Source organism: Arthrobacter sp. 05T442 (genome assembly GCF_056395945.1).
Genome location: NZ_JBFTKM010000007.1, coordinates 72,420 through 88,319 on the forward strand (window position 1 = coordinate 72,420; position 15,900 = coordinate 88,319).

The window sequence follows — 15,900 nt, forward strand, 5'->3', positions numbered from 1 at the left end:
AACAGTCAACTCTCAACATCGACTGTTGACATCACTCATGACCTGCGTCACTATTATTCGTGTCAGGTATGTTAACAGTCGACAGCGCTGGAGCCGTGTGCCCCTCGCTCATTGAAAGGGACAAAACTCCATGAGCAATGAAGCTCTGAAAATGCGGGGCCATGTACACGGCACCAAGGACGCCAGAAGGGTAGCCATTGGTTCCAGCGTCGGCGCTGTGATTGAGACGTATGACTTCATCGGTTTCGGCACCGCTGCGGCGCTGTATTTCGGAACGGCTTTCTTCCCCGGCAGTGACCCCGTGACCGGGACGCTGGCCGCGTTCGCCACCCTCGGCGTCGGCTTTGCCGCCCGTCCGATCGGCGGCATCATCGGCGGCCACCTCGGCGACAAGCTCGGGCGCAAGCCGGTGTTGGTCTCCTCGCTCGTCCTCATGGGCATTGCCACGTTCGTCATTGGCCTGCTCCCCACCTACAGCCAGGTCGGCCTTCTGGCCCCGGCCCTGCTGGTGTTCGTGCGCATCGTCCAAGGCCTGGCCTTCGGTGCGGAATGGGGCGGCGCCATCCTGATGAGCTACGAACACGCACCCTGGAAGTCGAAGGGCAAATACACCGGAATGGTCCAGGCGGGCTTCCCGGTGGGGCTCCTGCTGGCCAACCTGGTCTTCCTCTCCAGCGCACAGCTCGGCGGCGAGCTCACCTGGCGCATCCCGTTCCTGGCCAGCATCGTGCTCGTCATAGTCGGCCTGATCATCCGTTCCAAGGTCCCCGAGTCCCCGGTCTTCGATGAAGTCAAGGACTCCGGCGCCATCGTGAAGTCGCCCATCGTGGAGGTCATTAAGACGGACTGGCGGAACATCGTCAAGGGCATCGGCCTGCGCATCGCGGAGACCGCCGGCTACGCGGTGTCTATCACCTACATGATTTCCTACCTGAACACCCAGCACCTGGCGGACAAGACCCAGACCCTGGTGGCCCTGTGCATCGCCTCGGCGATCGGCATCTTCGCCACCCAGGCCTGGGGAGCGCTCACGGACCGGATCGGTCGGCGGCCGCTGTATGTGTGGTCCTGCGCCTTCGCCCTGCTGTTCGCGATTCCGATGTTTCTGCTGGTCAACACGGGAATGTTCTTCTTCATTATCGCCACCCTCGTGATCTCCTACGCCGTCTGCCAGAACTCCCTCGCCGGGGCCCAGGGCGCCTGGTTCCCCGAGCTGTTCCGGGCCAACACCCGTTCCTCCGGGGCTTCGCTGGCCTATCAGATCTCGGCCACCGTCTCCGGTTTCACGCCCTTCATCACGACGCTGCTGTTCGTGAGCTTCGGCTGGATGGGCCCGGCGCTGCTGTTCGCCCTTTACGCAGCCATCGGCCTCTGGGCCGCCATCGCCACCAAGGAAACCTGGGGCAAGCGTGAGCGCGAGTTTGCTGACGAAGCCACCAAAAGCACCCCCAACATGGTGAACGCTTGATCACCGCAACGACCGAGACGAAAACGGAGCCAGCAATGCCAACACTTACCGCCGAGCGGGTGGACCAGGACCGCGTGATGAAGATCAGCGCCGCGGCGTACCGGATCCGGCACCACGCCCTGAACATGGGCGAGGTGCAGGGCCAGGGGTACGTGGGCCAGGCACTCGGCGCAGCGGACATGCTCGCCACCGTTTACGGAGACCAACTGAACTTCCGGGCCGAGGACCCCCATTGGGAAGCACGGGACCGGTTCCTGCTCTCCACCGGCCACTACGCCATCGGCCACTATGCCGCGTTGGCCGAGGCCGGAATCGTGCCCGTGGAAGAACTTGAGACCTACGGCTCGGACGACTCCCGGCTTCCCATGTCCGGGATGTCCACCTACACCCCCGGCATGGAAATCTCCGGCGGCTCCCTGGGCCACGGGCTGAGCATCGCCATCGGCATGGCCCTGGGCCTGCGCTACCTGGGCTCGAGCGCCCGGGTGTTCAACTTCCTTTCCGACGGGGAACTGGACGAGGGCTCCACGTGGGAGGCCGCCATGGGGGCCCACCACCACCAGCTGGGCAACCTCACCGCAATGGTGGACATCAACGCCCTTCAGGCCGACGGCAAAACCGACACCGTCCTGCGCACCGAGCCGGTGACGGAAAAGTGGGAAGCGTTCGGCTGGTACACCCAGCGGGTGGACGGGAACGACGTCGGTGCGCTGCTGGCGGCGTTCGACAACGCAGCCGCCCAGGCCGCCGCCGTTGGACGCCCCTCCGTGATCCTCTGCGACACCAAGGTGGGCCGCGGCGTCCCGCTGCTGGAAAACCGCGAAAAGGCGCACTTCATGCGCATCGAAGAACACGAATGGCAGACCTGCCGCGAGCAGCTCACCGCCGGATACGAAGGGAAGACTGCCCGATGAGCACCGCTAGCACCACAACCGAGGCCCCCGACACCACAACAGCCGCCAAGCCGAAGCTGAAGACCTCGGCGATGATCGCCTCCTTCGCGGACGCGGGCCAGAAGACCGCGTCCGCACCGTTCGGGCACGCACTCGTCAAGGCCGCGCAGGAAAACGACAAGATCGTGGGCCTGACCGCCGACCTGGGCAAGTACACCGACATGCACATCTTCGCCCAGGCCTTCCCGGAGCGGTTCTTCCAAATGGGTATGGCCGAACAGCTCCTCTTCGGCGCCGCCGCCGGCTTCGCCGAAACCGGCTTGGTCCCCTTCGCCTCCACCTACTCGGTGTTTGCGGCCCGCCGTGCCTACGATTTCCTCTGTCTGGACAGCGCCGAACCGAACCTGAACGTAAACATCGTAGGCGGTCTCCCCGGACTGACCACCGGGTACGGGCCCAGCCACCAGGCCACCGAGGACATGGCGATCTTCCGCGGCATGCCCAACCTGACCATCGTGGACCCCTGCGACTCGATCGACATTGAACAGGCCGTCCCCCAGCTGGCGGCCAGCGACGGCCCGACCTACCTGCGCCTGCTGCGCGGCAACGTCCCTACCGTCCTCGACGAGTACGGCTACACCTTCGAACTCGGCAAGGCCAAGGTCCTGCGCGGCGGCAACGACGTCGTGTTCATCTCCTCCGGTCTGATGACCATGCGCGCCCTGCAGGCCGCCAAGGCCCTCGCCGCGCACAACGTGGACGTCGCCGTCGTCCACACCCCCACCATCAAGCCGTTCGATGCCGAAACCGTGCTCGCCGAGATCAACAGCGACCGCCTCGCCGTCACCTTGGAAAACCACTCCGTAATCGGGGGCCTGTTCGAAACGGTGGCCTCCGCCGTCGTCACCGCCGGAATAGGCAAACGCGTGGTTCCCGTGGCACTGCCGGACCAGTTCCTCGACGCCGGCGCTCTGCCCACCCTGCACGAGCGCTACGGCCTGGCTGTGGACCGCATCGTGGCCAAGGTCCTCGCCGAACTCGGCTGACCGCCCGCAAACCAGTTTCCAGTAACGCAGAAAGCACGGCACCGGTCCCCCGTCCGGAGCCGTGCTTTCTGCCGTATCATCAAAACAACCATTAAATGTAAACAGTCGACTTATAACACTGAGGACGGGCCATGACCGGAATGACAGCCCCGCTGCTGGGATTGCAGAAGCAGAACCTGCGCGAGCAGGCGGTTTCGGCACTGCGCACCGCCATCACTAGTGGAGAACTGGAGCCCGGCCGGCACCTAGTGGAAACCGAGCTGTCCGAAATGCTTCAGATCAGCCGAGGAACGCTGCGTGAGGCGCTCCGCCAGTTGGAACAGGAAGGGCTGCTGTCCGCGGGGCCGCGCGGCCGGCTCTCAGTCCGGCACTTGGACGAAAAAGAAATCCGCGACATTTTCGCCGTACGGGCCGCCCTCGAAACATTGGCCGCACGCACCCTGTGCGAGCTCCCGGACCGCGAAGTTGCCATCGGATCCCTGCATCAGAAGATTGACGTCATGGAGGCGGCTCAGGACGCGTCATTGGAAGAGCGGATCGAATCCGACATGGAATTCCACCGCACCCTGTGCCGACTGACAGGGAATGAAACACTGCTCCACTCCTGGGAATCGCTGGAGGGCTCCATCCGGATGTCCATCATGTTCGCTGGCCTGGAAAAGGGGGTCAGGAACATGAGCGTGGACCGGCACCACGAGATCGTCGCGGCCATCGAAACCGGCGACGCCTCCCTGGCCCGCAAAACGATCCGCGAGCATATGGACGGCGCCGCGGACAATCTCGTCGCCTAGGCCTTCAGCTCCATAGCTTCCCAGCCTCCTGAGTCTGACCCCTCGGCCCTTTTGGCTTACATCTTGCCCAACCCCGACTGCATAGTGCACTCCAAGTGCACTATGATGCACTTATGGATATGAGTACATCCGCCCTCGCGGTAGCAATTGGCAGCCGGGTGCGGCAGGAGCGGCAGTCGCGGGGGTGGACGCTTGATCAATTGGCGGACGCCACGGGTGTGAGCCGCCGCATGCTGGTCAACGTCGAGCAGGGCGCCACGAATCCCAGCGTGGGGACGCTCCTGAGAATCAGTGACGCTCTAGGGATTGGACTGCCCGCGTTGGTTGAACTCCCTCGCCCCAGGCCAGTGACGGTCACCCGCCGCGGTGAGGGCGCTGCCTTGTGGGATTCGGATGCCGGTGGCCGCGGCGTGCTGGTGGCCGGGACAGAGACGCCCAACGTGGTTGAACTCTGGGACTGGACGATGGCCCCTGGGGATACTCACGGGAGCGAAGCGCATTCACCGGGGACCAAGGAGCTGCTGCAGGTCCAGGAGGGATCCGTCTCCGTTGTGGTTGCCGGTGAGGCGTTCATCCTCAAGGCCGGCGACGCTGTGTCCTTTCCCGGCGACGTGGCGCACTCGTATGGCGCCGCGGGCCAGGAACGGGCCCGTTTCTCCCTAGCGGTCTTTGAACCGGGCGTGGGATCAGCACACCGACCGGAGGCGACCAATGCGTGATCTGGAAACGCTTCAAGTGTTTCTGAACGGCGCCGGGGTCGATGCCGCAGTGTTCTCGCTGCGGCCGGACTACCGCACCGTCCTGCTGGCCGTCGACGGGCTTGTCCCGGGACCAAGCGATCAGGCCAGTGACACGCTGCTCGGAGCAGCGGAGGTCTCAGCCCGCCAAGCACTGAGCGCCTGGCCCGTGGAGGATCTGCCGGACGTGGCTGCGTGGCGCGAGGCTTACAAGTCGTTCGGCGCCAAGCCACAGCGCACCCGCAACAGCCTGGAGGCCCTGCTGCGCCGCGCGGCGTCGGGTTTGCCCCGTGTGAACCGGCTTACCGACCTCTACAACGCCGTCTCGGTGCTGCATCAGCTACCCCTGGGTGGGGAGGACCTGACCGGCTATGCCGGTCCGCCCCGGCTTCTCCGGGCCGCCGGCGCGGAGGCGTTCGACACCGTCGCGAGGGGCATTGAGGTGATCGAGCACCCGGAGCAGGGCGAGGTGGTGTGGTTCGACGACGCCGGCGTGACCTGCCGGCGCTGGAACTGGCGCCAGGGCCGGAGAACCCAACTCTGCGAAGACACCACAACGGCCCTGTTCATCCTCGACGCCCTCCAGCCCATGACCGATGAGGCACTCGACGGCGCCGCCGACGATCTGGCCCACCGGCTGGCGGGGCTCGGCCCGGACGTCAGGACGGCCCGCCGTCGGATAGCCGCGGACACTTCCGTTCATGGAGAGAACTGACATGCGCCGGCGAAGCCCTTTGAACGTCCCAGTCCCGCCGTGGGGGCTGGCTGTGACGGCGATCCTGTCAGTCCAGTTGGGGTCTGCCCTGTCGGTGGATCTGATTGAGGCCGTGGGTCCGGCCGGGACAGCCTGGCTCAGGCTCAGCATGGGAGCCATCATTCTCCTAGCGATTGCCCGCCCACCGCTGCGCTCCGTCCGCCGGGGCGACGTGCTGCCGCTGCTCGGTCTGGGCATTACCACGGGGCTGGTCACGATCGGGTTCCTCGCCGCGATCGAGCACATTCCGCTGGGCACCGCCGTCGCGATCGAGTTCCTGGGACCCCTGACAGTGGCCGCGGTGCGCAGCCACAACAGGAAGGCCCTCATCTGGCCGGCTGTGGCACTGATCGGCGTCGTTCTGCTCACCGAACCGTGGCGGGGCGGCTTCAACCTGACCGGCGTCACCTTCGCCGCACTGGCAGCGATCGGGTGGGCCGCCTACATCCTGCTTACCCAGCGAATCGGGGACCGCTTCACCGGAATCGGGGCGCTCTCAATGACTGTGCCGATCGCTGCGGCCACGGCAGCCGTCGTCGGCATTCCGCAGGCCGCCGGCCACCTCACCTTCGGGATCCTGGCCGCCGCAGCCGGACTCGCTGTCCTGTTGCCCGTGCTGCCGTTCGCGCTGGAAATGCTCGCCCTGCGGCGGATGACGCCGACCGCGTTCGGCACCCTGATGGCCCTCGAGCCAGCCCTCGGGGTCCTCCTCGGACTGCTCATCCTGCACCAGCAGCTTTCGGCCATCCAGGTCCTGGGCATCCTGCTCGTCGTCCTCGCCGGCGCCGCGGCGCAACGGGGCGGACGACGGCGCCCGGCATGCCCGGAGCAGAACCCCAGCCCTGCGGATCTCGACTTTGTGGGCTAACCGCCCGAAGCGGCGCTTACATCCTCGAACGACGTACCGCTTCCGGCAGCCGCTGGCGCACGCTCACAGAGGACGTGGCGACCTGCGCCCCCACACTGCTTCCATTCGGAATCTAATAAAGGAGTTAGAACCATGTTCACTGGCTTGAGCGCTTTTCCCATCACCCCGCTGGCACACGATGCGGTCGACGAGGCTGCGTTTATCCGCGTGGTGCAAAGGCTCCGCGAGGCCACGGTCGACTCCATTACGGCGCTCGGCTCCACTGGTTCCTACGCCTACCTGAGCAGTGATGAGCGAAGCCGTGTTGCGCGCCTTGCCGTCGAGCACGCCGGCCAGACACCCGTATTCATTGGCGTCGGGGCGCTGCGGACCTCGCACGTCCTCGCGAACGCCGAGAACGCCGAGCGGGCCGGGGCTTCCGGTCTGCTGCTGGCGCCGATGACCTATCAACCCCTCACCGAAGATGACGTGTTCGAACTCTTCCGGACCGTCACAGCGAACTCGTCGCTGCCCGTGATTGTCTATGACAACCCGGGCACCACCCACTTCACCTTCACGACTGAACTCTACGGGCGCATCGCGGAACTGCCCGGTATCGCTTCCATCAAAATCCCCGGAGTAGCGGCCGATCCGGATCAGGCACAGGTGCGCGTTGAGGAAATCCGGGCGGCCGTCCCGGCTCATGTCACCATCGGTGTTTCCGGCGACGCCAAGGCCGCCGCCGGACTGGCCGCCGGATGCGATGCCTGGTACTCCGTCATCGGCGGCACCATGCCCGCCCTTGCGATGCGGATCACCCGGGCCGCCCTGGAAGGGCGGGTCTCCGACGCATTGGCCGAGTCCGAACGGCTTGCACCGTTGTGGCAGTTGTTTACCGAATTTGGCGGGAGTATCCGTGTTGTTGCGGCAATAGCGGAGCAGCTGGGACTGGCATCAAGATCGTGCCTGCCTCTTCCCATCCAAGGATTAACCGAGAAGCAGCGTTCCCACGTTGGCAAGATTGTCGATGAGCTCGGGCTCAACCCGTAGCGCGGGCCTCGGCGTTCCGTGCAGGGAGCGCCGGGCCGGGGCGCCGGCCCGCTACGTCTTCGCCGCGACCCTGGTACGCACCGCCGAGGGGCGCAGTGGTCGCCATTGTGCTGCTCGCCCGCGCCAGCGGGATGCCCGGCTGGCTGGCCGGGCTCCTGGGAGCATCCATCACCGCACCCCACCTGCTCGGCCCGTTCATCGCACGACGCCTCGATACAGCCCGCGACGGAAGAAGGGTCATCGCCTGCTCCGCCGTCCTCCACGGCGTGCTGCTCGGTGCTGCTGCACTGCTCCTACCCGTCGCCTGGGCGATCTGGCCAGCCATGCTGCTCTTTGCCTCGGGCATCTTCGGGCCGATGCTCACCGGCGGGATCAGTAGCCGTCTGCCCTCTATCGCCGGCCCCGGGCAGCGCAGCCAACGCAGAGCACAAAGCTGGGACGTCGCAAGCTACGGGCTGAGCGGCACCCTCGGCCCCGCAGCAGTGGCATGGATCGCGGCAGCATCTGACGCGCTCACCGCGACACTGGTTCTGGCCGGAGCCGCCGTCGTTGGTGCGGGAGCCGTCCTCGCACTGCCCAGGCAAGAGCCACCTGATAAGGCAGTTGACGTGCCGTCGCCCGGTCGAACACTGCGATTGATACGGGCACGTGGTCCGCTGCGCCGCACGCTCGGGCTCACCGTGGCCGTCGCGTTCTCTGTCGCCGCGTTGCCGATCTACGCCGTTGCCACAGCTCCCGCGTTCGGCGGGGCCGCAGCCGCCGGAACACTGGTCGCGGCATACGGGATAGGGAATCTTCTCGGGTCAGCAGGACTCATGCTTCGGCCGCTTCGCCGCGACGCAGACCAACTCATGAGCTCCCTCGCTGTGCTCGTCGCGGCGACGCTGATACTGGTGATGCTCGCTCCGACACTTCCCACCTCCCTCATTGCCTTCTGCCTGGCAGGGATTGCCAACGCGCTCTTCTTCGCCGCGACACTCGCCGCGCGCGGCGAATACGCACCCATCGAGGCTCGCGGCCAAATCTTCATCTGGGTAGGCGCGCTCAAGATCGCAGCGGGATCAGCCGGGACAGCTGTCGCGGGCGCAACCATCGCACCAACGGTCTGGGCACCGCTGCTGCTGGCGACAACCCTCACAGCAGCAGCTGCAACGTCCAGCATCATCGAACGATCCCGTCCGCATCGGTCCAAACACTGGCCCGCCCGATTTCAACAACACCTCACCCCGACGGGCCGGCAGCACGCCGGGCGAGGGCGCCTGGCAAGCGCCAAAAAGCGCTGCCAAACCCACGCCTGTTGCTTCGGCAAGTCACACCTCTAGCTCACAAGATAGACTCTGCCGCCCGGGAACAGTCAGGCAGCAGACCGCGGTGCCGGGGCAGGGGCCGGGGTCTAGGTGGTGCCGTCGCGGAGCATTGCCCACAAGACATTGAGACGGCGGCTGGCCAGCGAGAGCATCGCCTGGACGTGGGATTTTCCTTCCACACGGTTGCGGCCGTAGTAGCCGAGCGAAGGTGGGCAGGGCTTCAGCGCGGAGGGCCGAGAGAGGTAAAGGACTGGTAGCAAGTGCGGCGACGATCCCCTCCCCGCGTGCTGGGCGGGAATGATGGTGTGCTGGGATTTTGCGGCCTCGACCGCTGCTGCGGTGACGGCTGCCGAGGAGCGCGCGCCGTTCTTCTTCAGCCAGGCGTGGATCCTGGCCCGCCCGCCACGGCGGATCCCGCCCGCGTGCGATGTTTTCTCAGCAGGGTCAAGGCTGCCTTGGAACGGCTGTAGTCGAACGACCGTTCCAGCGCCGGGAAGTACTCGAGCAGCTGGGCCTGGAGTCGGTTGATCGCCCGGACCCGGTCCGCAGACTTATCCGCACGCCTCGCGGTGAGGATCCGCAGCCCGGTGCTGATCTCGTCTCCCTCACGAAAAAGTTGCAGACCATTTCGGATCCGGGCCTGGTCCGCTTTGACGGCGGCATCTTTGGCATCCGTTTTAACTTCGCCGCGGTAGAGCAGACGGTTTCCGTCGGCATCGATCACAAAGCCATGATGATGGGCTTTGCCGGCAAAACACACCGCGGTGCACCGCAGGCTATCGAACGACGTGATTAGATTCAGAAAACCGGCGGCGGGCGCCTAACCGCCAGACACGGAAGGATTCCAGCATGAAGAACAGCACTGAAGTACTGCGCTATGCCGCATTTGCCCGTACTCCCGAGGGGGGCAATCCCGCAGGTTTGGTCCTGGATGCCCGCCCCATGGATGCCGCAGGCATGCAGGCCGTTGCTGCCGCTGTCGGATATGCGGAAACGGCGTTCGTGACTGATCCAGCTGTCGGGGGCGATCCCCGGCACAGCAAGGTCCGGTACTTCTCACCCATCGCCGAGGTGCCGTTCTGCGGCCATGCCACCATCGCGCTGGCCGTTGCGCTCAGCGCACGCATCGGTGCCGGAACCTTCACGTTCGAAACCCCCGCCGGCTCCGTTGTCATCGAGACGGAAGGGAAAGGCGAGCAGACCAAAGCCTCGTTCACTGCCATTGAACCACAAATCGATACATTCAGCGCCGGAGTCCTTGCAGAGCTCCTCGGACTCCTGGGAATCGCAGAAGAAGATCTCGACCAGTCCTTCCCGCCACGAATCGCATATTCGGGCAACTGGCATCCGGTGTTGTTTATCACCGAGCGCCGGGTCTTCGATTCCCTGGCCTTCGACCCGGACGCCGTCCGCCAGCTCATGAACGTCCACAACTGGACCACGGTCGCGGTCCTTCACCGGCGCGCCGAGCAGGAATTCGAAGCGAGGAACCTCTTCCCCGTCGGTGTGATGACCGAGGACCCCGCCACAGGGTCGGCCGCCGCGGCAGTCGGCGGCTACCTTCGCATCCTGGACCTCGTGGAACCAGCGGCCAGAATCCTCATCCACCAAGGCCGCCACGTCGGCAGGCCCGGGCTCCTGAACGTGACCATTCCCCCCACCGGGGGAATCGTAGTCAGCGGCACGGCGGCACTAATTCCGGAGCCCCCGTCGGCGGCCGAGGCCTAACAGCTTCGCCGGCAGCCGGCCTCGTCCAGGATCCCCGGAAGCCAGCGGCAAGCCCTCCGCCGGGCTGGAAGGTGGCATACTTCTCGGCGGCTCCACTACCGGACGGTCAGGGCCGTGACGAGGGGCCCGGGGATGCCGATTCCGGTGGCCGATCTGGTCGGCGGGTTCGGGGATAGCTGCCGCTGTTCCGCGTGCACGAAGCTGCGACCGGATCGCCCCGCAACGAATGGGCCTTGTCTCCGCGCACCGGTCGGGGCGGGTGCGCGGCCTGCCTGGATCCGGGCCCATTGCCCATCAGTCAAAACAGAAGCACGAGACACCCATCAAGCATCCAACAACCACGCCCTACGCTTTAGCAGAGACGCCCTAGCGCCGGGGCCGGAAGCGCCGCCCGGCTGACACGAGGCGGGCCCGTCCGCTTGACAATCCACCCCCACTCGGGCATTTTGTATCGTATACGATTTCATACTCAATGAGGAGTGGCGATGGACGGGCTTTCGCAGGACATGCTGGCCGCCGCGGGCAAGGTCATCGCGGTACACATTAACTACCCCAGCCGGGCCGCCCAGCGCGGCCGCACCCCCGAACAGCCGTCCTACTTCCTGAAGCCCTCCTCCTCGCTGAGCCTTGGCGGGGATGTCGTGGAACGCCCGGACGGCTGCGAGCTGCTGGGCTTCGAGGGCGAAGTGGCGCTTGTGATCGGCACCCGGGCGCGCCGGGTAGCCCCCGCGGACGCATGGGAGCACGTCGGCTTCGTCACCGCGTCCAATGACCTCGGCGTCTACGACCTGCGCTACGCGGACAAGGGCTCCAACCTGCGCTCCAAGGGCGGGGACGGCTTCACCCCGGTCGGCCCGGGACTGATTCCCGCCCGCGACGTCGATCCTGCCGGCCTCCGCGTCCGCACCTGGCTCAATGGCGAACTGGTGCAGGAGGACACCACCGGCACGCTGCTCTTCCCGTTCGCGCGGCTCGTGGCGGACTTGTCCCAGCTGCTCACGCTGGAACCCGGCGACATCATCCTGACGGGAACGCCGGCAGGGGCCTCCGTCGCCCAGCCAGGCGACGTGATGGACATCGAAGTCGACGCGCCGGGGTCGGGCCTGAGCACCGGCCGCCTGACCACGACGGTGGTCCAGGGCACCGTGCCGCTCGCCGACTACGGCGCCCGGCCGCGCACCGACGATGCCCAGCGAGCCGAAGCCTACGGCACGCGGTCCCCGGAACAGCCCGCCGCGGACACGTTGCCGACGGCTGTCCTGGCCCCTGGGCTGAAAGCCAAACTGGAGTCGGTCGGCACAGCAACCCTGAGCTCCCAGCTGCGCAAACGCGGACTCAACAACGTCAGCATCGACGGCCTGCACTCCACCCGGCCGGACCGGAAGGTGGTCGGCGTCGCCCGGACCCTGCGCTACGTGCCGAACCGTGAGGACCTGTTCAAGACCCACGGCGGCGGCTTCAACGCCCAGAAGCGCGCCATCGACTCCCTGCGCGAGGGCGAGATCCTGTTGATGGAGGCCCGCGGCGAGAAGGGCACCGGCACGGTCGGGGACATCCTCGCCCTCCGCGCGGAAATCAACGGCGCAGTGGCCATCATCACCGACGGCGGCGTCCGCGACGTCACCGCCGTCGGCGCCCTGGAGATGCCCACCTACTTCTCCAATGCCCACCCTGCCGTCCTGGGCCGCCGCCACATTCCCTGGGACGTGGACCTGACCATTTCCTGCGGCGGCGCCACGGTCCAGCCCGGTGACATCATCGTGGGCGACGCCGACGGCGTCCTCGTGATCCCGCCGGCCCTCGCCGAAGAAGTCGCCGACGACGCAATCGTCCAGGAGGCCGAGGAGACTTACATCGCCGAGATGGTGGCCGCCGGGCACAGCGTGGACGGCCTCTATCCCATGAATGCGCTGTGGCAGGAAAAGTACCGTGCCTGGGCCAGCGACCGTGAACAGCACGGACGGTGACCGGACGGTGAACACGCCCGCATCGTCGAGCAAGTCGGAGCAGGCCTACGCTGCGATCAAGGCCAGCATCCTCAGCGGCGAGTACTCCCCCGGCTACCGCCTCGTGCTGGCCAAGATCGCCGATGACCTCGGCGTGAGCGTCGTCCCCGTCCGGGAAGCGATCCGCAGGCTTGAAGCGGAGCGTTTCGTGGTGTTCGAGCGCAACGTGGGCGCCACTGTGGCCGGGATCGAACCCACCGAATACCTGTACACAATGCAGACGCTGAGCATCGTCGAGGGCGCCGCCACAGCGCTGTCGGCACCGCTGATCTCCGCCGCGGATATCGCCCGTGCCCGCCGCGTCAATGCCCTCATGCGCGACTGCCTCGAGGACTTCGATCCCGTCCGCTTCACAAGCCTGAACCTGGAGTTCCACGCCGTCCTGTTCGAGCACTGCCCCAACCCGCACATCCTGGACCTCGTGCACCGCGGCTGGAACCGGCTGCAGGCCCTGCGGTCCTCCACGTTCAGCTACGTCCCGGGCCGCGCCCGGGAATCCGTGGCCGAACACGAGGCGCTGCTGGCGCTGATCGAGACGGGGGCCGGCGCGGACGCCGTCGAACGCGCCGCCCGCGCGCACCGGGCCGCCACCCTGGACGCCTACCTTGCCCACAGCCGCGCCGACGCGGCGCCCGCCCTCTCCCCCGAGCGATAAGGACATAACGATGAAGTTCCGTTCCGACCCCCAACAGCACCTCAAGGGATCCCTCGCCGCCATGTTCACCCCGTTCACCGACGCCGGCGACGTCGACCACGCAAGCCTGCGCAACATGGTCGAGTGGCAGATTGCCAGCGGCTCGTCGGGCATCACGATCGGCGGCTCCACGGGCGAACCGAGTGCCCAGTCCGTCGAGGAGCGCGCCGACGCCATCCGCGCCACCGCCGCCGCCATCGGCGACCGGGTCCCCTTCATGGCCGGCACCGGGACGGCAAAACTGGCCGAGACGCTCGAACTCACGCAGGCCGCCGTCGACGCCGGCGCTGACGCATCGATGATCATCACGCCGTACTACTCCCGCCCCACGCAGGAGGCGCTGTACCGCTGGTACGCCACGATCGCCACCGAGTTCCCCCAGATGCCGTTCGTGATCTACAACGTTCCCTCGCGCACCGCCGTCGACATGGCACCCGAGACGGTGGCGCGGCTCTTCCGCGACTTCGAGAACATCGTGGGAATCAAGGAGACCACCAAGGACTTCGAACATTTCTCCCGCGTGATGCACCTGTCCGGCAAGGACCTGCTGGTCTGGTCCGGGATCGAGCTGCTGTGCCTGCCGTTGATGGCGATCGGCGGCGTGGGCTTCATCTCTGCCCTGGCGAACATCGCGCCCAAGGCCTCCGCCGATATGTACAAAGCGTGGGTCGGGGGCGACTTCGAGGCCGCCCGCGAAATCCACTACGGCGTGCACCCGCTGGTGGACCTGCTCTTCGTCGAGACCAACCCGGCGCCCGGCAAGTGGCTCATGGCCGAGGCCGGGCTGATCTCCTCCGGCTACGTCCGGCCGCCGCTCATCACGCCCACCGAGGCCGGGTTGAAGAAGATCAGCGAGCTCATGGAAGCCGGCCGGGACTACCTCACGCCGGTGGACGGCTTCCGGATCTCCCGCTAGTTCTTGTTCTTTCAGCACTTTTTCGCCGCACTTTCCCGCAGAAGCAAAGGATGATTTCCATGGCTGAGCACTACATTCCGGACGATCTGCCTACCCGGATCCGCCACTACATCGATGGCGAGTTCGTCGATTCCATCAGCGGCAAGACGTTCGATGTCCTGGACCCGGTATCCAACGAAACCTACGCCACGGCCGCGGCCGGGCAGAAAGAGGACATCGACCTCGCCGTCGCCGCCGCGCGCAAGGCCTTCACTACGGGGCCGTGGCCCACCATGAAGCCGCGCGAACGCGCCCGCGTCCTGAACCGGATCGCCGATGCCGTCGAGGCCCAGGAGACTCGGCTGGCGCAGCTGGAAACCTTTGACACGGGCCTGCCAATCACCCAGGCCAAGGGCCAGTCGCTGCGTGCGGCGGAAAACTTCCGGTTCTTCGCCGACCTCATCGTCGCCCAGTTCGATGACGCCATGAAGGTCCCGGGCGCGCAGATCAACTACGTCAACCGCAAGCCGATCGGCGTCGCAGGCCTCATCACGCCGTGGAACACCCCCTTCATGCTGGAGTCATGGAAGCTTGCCCCGGCTCTCGCCACAGGCAACTGCGTGGTGCTCAAACCGGCCGAATTCACACCGCTCTCGGCTTCGCTGTGGGCCAAGATCTTCAAGGATGCCGGGCTGCCCGACGGCGTCTTCAATCTCGTCAACGGTCTTGGCGAGGAAGCCGGGGACGCCCTCGTCAAGCACCCTGACGTCCCGCTGATCTCCTTCACCGGCGAAACCACCACCGGAAAGACGATTTTCCGCAACGCCGCTGAGAACCTCAAGGGCCTCTCCATGGAACTGGGCGGCAAGAGCCCCGCGGTGATCTTCGACGACGCCGACCTCGACGCCGCAATCGACTCGACCCTGTTCGGTGTCTTCTCCCTCAACGGCGAGCGCTGCACGGCCGGCTCCCGGATACTGGTCCAGCGCGGCATCTACGAGGAGTTCTGCGAGAGATACGCCGCGCGCGCGAAGAACATCGTCGTCGGTGACCCGCACGATCCCGCCACGGAGGTCGGCGCGCTGGTCCACCCCGAGCACTACGCCAAGGTCGCTAAGTACGTCGAGATCGGCAAGTCCGAAGGCAGGCTCCTCGCCGGCGGCGGCCGCCCGGCACACCTGCCCGACGGCAACTACATCGCGCCGACGGTGTTTGCCGACGTCGCGCCGGACGCGCGGATCTTCCAGGAGGAGATCTTCGGCCCGGTCGTCGCGATCACGCCGTTCGAGGACGATGCCGAGGCCCTGGCGCTGGCGAACAACACCCGTTACGGGCTGGCCGCCTATGTGTGGACCAACGACCTGACCCGGGCGCACACCATCTCCCAGAACCTGGAAGCCGGCATGGTCTGGCTGAACAGCCACAATGTCCGCGATCTCCGAACGCCATTCGGCGGGGTCAAGGCCTCAGGACTGGGCCACGAGGGGGGCTACCGATCGATCGATTTCTACACCGACCAGCAGGCGGTCCACATCACCCTGGGCAGCGTCCACACGCCCAGGTTCGGCGCGTCGGCACCGCACTAGCGGCCGACCCGACTGGACCCCACCTGTTGCCACCGCACACTGCACCGCCGCCGCACCGCAACCCCCGTACCGCCGCCGCACACCGCTCAATGAGGAGT

The 15,900-nt window shown here is 66.3% G+C and carries 15 protein-coding genes and 1 pseudogene; 14 read left to right on the plus strand and 2 right to left on the minus strand.

Features of this window, described 5'->3' with window-relative positions; translation table 11 throughout:
• The first annotated feature begins 130 nt into the window (after positions 1-130).
• From AC1DES_RS09160 to AC1DES_RS09200, 9 genes are all read left to right on the plus strand, one after another.
• On the plus strand, positions 131-1,468 hold the full coding sequence (locus tag AC1DES_RS09160) for an MFS transporter (RefSeq protein ID WP_476895382.1): 1,338 nt from the start codon (positions 131-133) through the stop codon (positions 1,466-1,468).
• 35 nt (positions 1,469-1,503) lie between these two features.
• The gene (locus AC1DES_RS09165; protein WP_476895383.1) at positions 1,504-2,382 is read left to right on the plus strand and encodes a transketolase; all 879 of its coding nucleotides are present in this window, start codon (positions 1,504-1,506) and stop codon (positions 2,380-2,382) included.
• On the plus strand, positions 2,379-3,407 hold the full coding sequence (locus AC1DES_RS09170) for a transketolase family protein (RefSeq protein WP_476895384.1): 1,029 nt from the start codon (positions 2,379-2,381) through the stop codon (positions 3,405-3,407). Before AC1DES_RS09165 ends, AC1DES_RS09170 begins: the two co-directional genes overlap by 4 nt.
• A gap of 131 nt (positions 3,408-3,538) precedes the next feature.
• Entirely contained in the window at positions 3,539-4,198 is a 660-nt protein-coding gene (locus AC1DES_RS09175) for a GntR family transcriptional regulator (protein ID WP_476895385.1), read from the plus strand.
• Between the two features lie 113 nt (positions 4,199-4,311).
• Positions 4,312-4,917 carry a helix-turn-helix domain-containing protein gene (locus tag AC1DES_RS09180; RefSeq protein ID WP_476895386.1) on the plus strand — a complete coding sequence of 202 codons (606 nt, stop codon included), beginning with the start codon at positions 4,312-4,314 and terminating at the stop codon, positions 4,915-4,917.
• Complete coding sequence (locus AC1DES_RS09185) at positions 4,910-5,650, plus strand: B3/B4 domain-containing protein (protein ID WP_476895387.1); 741 nt, start codon at positions 4,910-4,912, stop codon at positions 5,648-5,650. The genes AC1DES_RS09180 and AC1DES_RS09185 overlap by 8 nt, the downstream gene beginning before the upstream one ends.
• Positions 5,637-6,557 (plus strand): EamA family transporter, encoded by a 921-nt coding sequence (locus tag AC1DES_RS09190; RefSeq protein ID WP_476895388.1) that lies wholly within the window; start codon positions 5,637-5,639, stop codon positions 6,555-6,557. Before AC1DES_RS09185 ends, AC1DES_RS09190 begins: the two co-directional genes overlap by 14 nt.
• A gap of 132 nt (positions 6,558-6,689) precedes the next feature.
• Positions 6,690-7,586 (plus strand): dihydrodipicolinate synthase family protein, encoded by an 897-nt coding sequence (locus AC1DES_RS09195; protein WP_476895389.1) that lies wholly within the window; start codon positions 6,690-6,692, stop codon positions 7,584-7,586.
• 95 nt (positions 7,587-7,681) lie between these two features.
• Positions 7,682-8,908, plus strand: a complete 1,227-nt coding sequence (locus tag AC1DES_RS09200) for an MFS transporter (protein WP_476895390.1) — start codon at positions 7,682-7,684, stop codon at positions 8,906-8,908.
• Positions 8,909-9,266: 358 nt separating this feature from the next.
• Here AC1DES_RS09200 and AC1DES_RS09205 read toward each other — a convergent pair whose 3' ends face one another.
• Entirely contained in the window at positions 9,267-9,617 is a 351-nt protein-coding gene (locus AC1DES_RS09205) for an IS110 family transposase (protein ID WP_476895391.1), read from the minus strand.
• A gap of 125 nt (positions 9,618-9,742) precedes the next feature.
• Here AC1DES_RS09205 and AC1DES_RS09210 point away from each other — a divergent pair, with 125 nt between their 5' ends.
• A complete protein-coding gene (locus tag AC1DES_RS09210; protein ID WP_476895392.1) occupies positions 9,743-10,621 on the plus strand; it encodes a PhzF family phenazine biosynthesis protein in 879 nt (292 codons plus the stop codon).
• Positions 10,622-10,717: 96 nt separating this feature from the next.
• Here AC1DES_RS09210 and AC1DES_RS09215 read toward each other — a convergent pair.
• Positions 10,718-10,894, minus strand: a pseudogene (locus AC1DES_RS09215) (IS5/IS1182 family transposase); the annotation flags it as partial.
• 212 nt (positions 10,895-11,106) lie between these two features.
• Between AC1DES_RS09215 and AC1DES_RS09220 the strand changes: the two are divergent.
• Genes AC1DES_RS09220 through hpaE form a run of 4 tightly spaced genes read left to right on the plus strand, consistent with a single transcriptional unit; the run spans position 11,107 to position 15,802 of the window.
• Complete coding sequence (locus AC1DES_RS09220) at positions 11,107-12,588, plus strand: fumarylacetoacetate hydrolase family protein (protein WP_476895393.1); 1,482 nt, start codon at positions 11,107-11,109, stop codon at positions 12,586-12,588.
• Entirely contained in the window at positions 12,551-13,282 is a 732-nt protein-coding gene (locus AC1DES_RS09225) for a GntR family transcriptional regulator (RefSeq protein WP_476895394.1), read from the plus strand. The genes AC1DES_RS09220 and AC1DES_RS09225 overlap by 38 nt, the downstream gene beginning before the upstream one ends.
• A gap of 10 nt (positions 13,283-13,292) precedes the next feature.
• A complete protein-coding gene (gene dapA / locus AC1DES_RS09230; protein ID WP_476895395.1) occupies positions 13,293-14,237 on the plus strand; it encodes a 4-hydroxy-tetrahydrodipicolinate synthase in 945 nt (314 codons plus the stop codon).
• 59 nt (positions 14,238-14,296) lie between these two features.
• Entirely contained in the window at positions 14,297-15,802 is a 1,506-nt protein-coding gene (gene hpaE, locus AC1DES_RS09235) for a 5-carboxymethyl-2-hydroxymuconate semialdehyde dehydrogenase (protein WP_476895396.1), read from the plus strand.
• Positions 15,803-15,900 lie beyond the last annotated feature (98 nt).

Coding starts and splice junctions, on each gene's coding strand:
- AC1DES_RS09160 (WP_476895382.1), top strand. CDS start 131: ATGAGCAATGAAGCTCTGAAAATGCGGGGCCATGTACACGGCACCAAG.
- AC1DES_RS09165 (WP_476895383.1), top strand. CDS start 1,504: ATGCCAACACTTACCGCCGAGCGGGTGGACCAGGACCGCGTGATGAAG.
- AC1DES_RS09170 (WP_476895384.1), top strand. CDS start 2,379: ATGAGCACCGCTAGCACCACAACCGAGGCCCCCGACACCACAACAGCC.
- AC1DES_RS09175 (WP_476895385.1), top strand. CDS start 3,539: ATGACCGGAATGACAGCCCCGCTGCTGGGATTGCAGAAGCAGAACCTG.
- AC1DES_RS09180 (WP_476895386.1), top strand. CDS start 4,312: ATGGATATGAGTACATCCGCCCTCGCGGTAGCAATTGGCAGCCGGGTG.
- AC1DES_RS09185 (WP_476895387.1), top strand. CDS start 4,910: ATGCGTGATCTGGAAACGCTTCAAGTGTTTCTGAACGGCGCCGGGGTC.
- AC1DES_RS09190 (WP_476895388.1), top strand. CDS start 5,637: ATGGAGAGAACTGACATGCGCCGGCGAAGCCCTTTGAACGTCCCAGTC.
- AC1DES_RS09195 (WP_476895389.1), top strand. CDS start 6,690: ATGTTCACTGGCTTGAGCGCTTTTCCCATCACCCCGCTGGCACACGAT.
- AC1DES_RS09210 (WP_476895392.1), top strand. CDS start 9,743: ATGAAGAACAGCACTGAAGTACTGCGCTATGCCGCATTTGCCCGTACT.
- AC1DES_RS09220 (WP_476895393.1), top strand. CDS start 11,107: ATGGACGGGCTTTCGCAGGACATGCTGGCCGCCGCGGGCAAGGTCATC.
- dapA (WP_476895395.1), top strand. CDS start 13,293: ATGAAGTTCCGTTCCGACCCCCAACAGCACCTCAAGGGATCCCTCGCC.
- hpaE (WP_476895396.1), top strand. CDS start 14,297: ATGGCTGAGCACTACATTCCGGACGATCTGCCTACCCGGATCCGCCAC.